Origin of the sequence: Microbacterium sp. Leaf203 (genome assembly GCF_001421275.1) — a bacterium.
Lineage (GTDB): Bacteria > Actinomycetota > Actinomycetes > Actinomycetales > Microbacteriaceae > Microbacterium > Microbacterium testaceum_A.
On sequence record NZ_LMKF01000023.1, the window covers coordinates 332 to 557 of the forward strand.

The 226-nt window shown below is 65.0% G+C and carries 1 protein-coding gene; it reads left to right on the forward strand.

The genetic code is table 11. The annotated features are described in order from the left end of the window. The coding region (locus ASE56_RS17230; RefSeq protein ID WP_200914168.1) for a hypothetical protein at window positions 1-226 on the forward strand (226 nt) is incomplete at both ends.

Consider the following 226-nt stretch of genomic DNA (forward strand, 5'->3'; position numbering starts at 1 on the left):
AAGCGCCTGACCGCGATGCGACCTAACCAACTCGGTTTCTACTATGCGGCCCTTGCCCTCACCAATGTAACGCGCGGCGCCTGCATCGTCGCCCAGGCGTGGTCGGCAGCCATGACCGGGGCCGGACTTGCCGCGGTCGGACAGATTTTTGTCGTCAGCCACGCCGTCATCATCCTGTGCGGTCCGTTCGTCGGCGTGATGATCGACCGCTACAGCCGGCGGCACC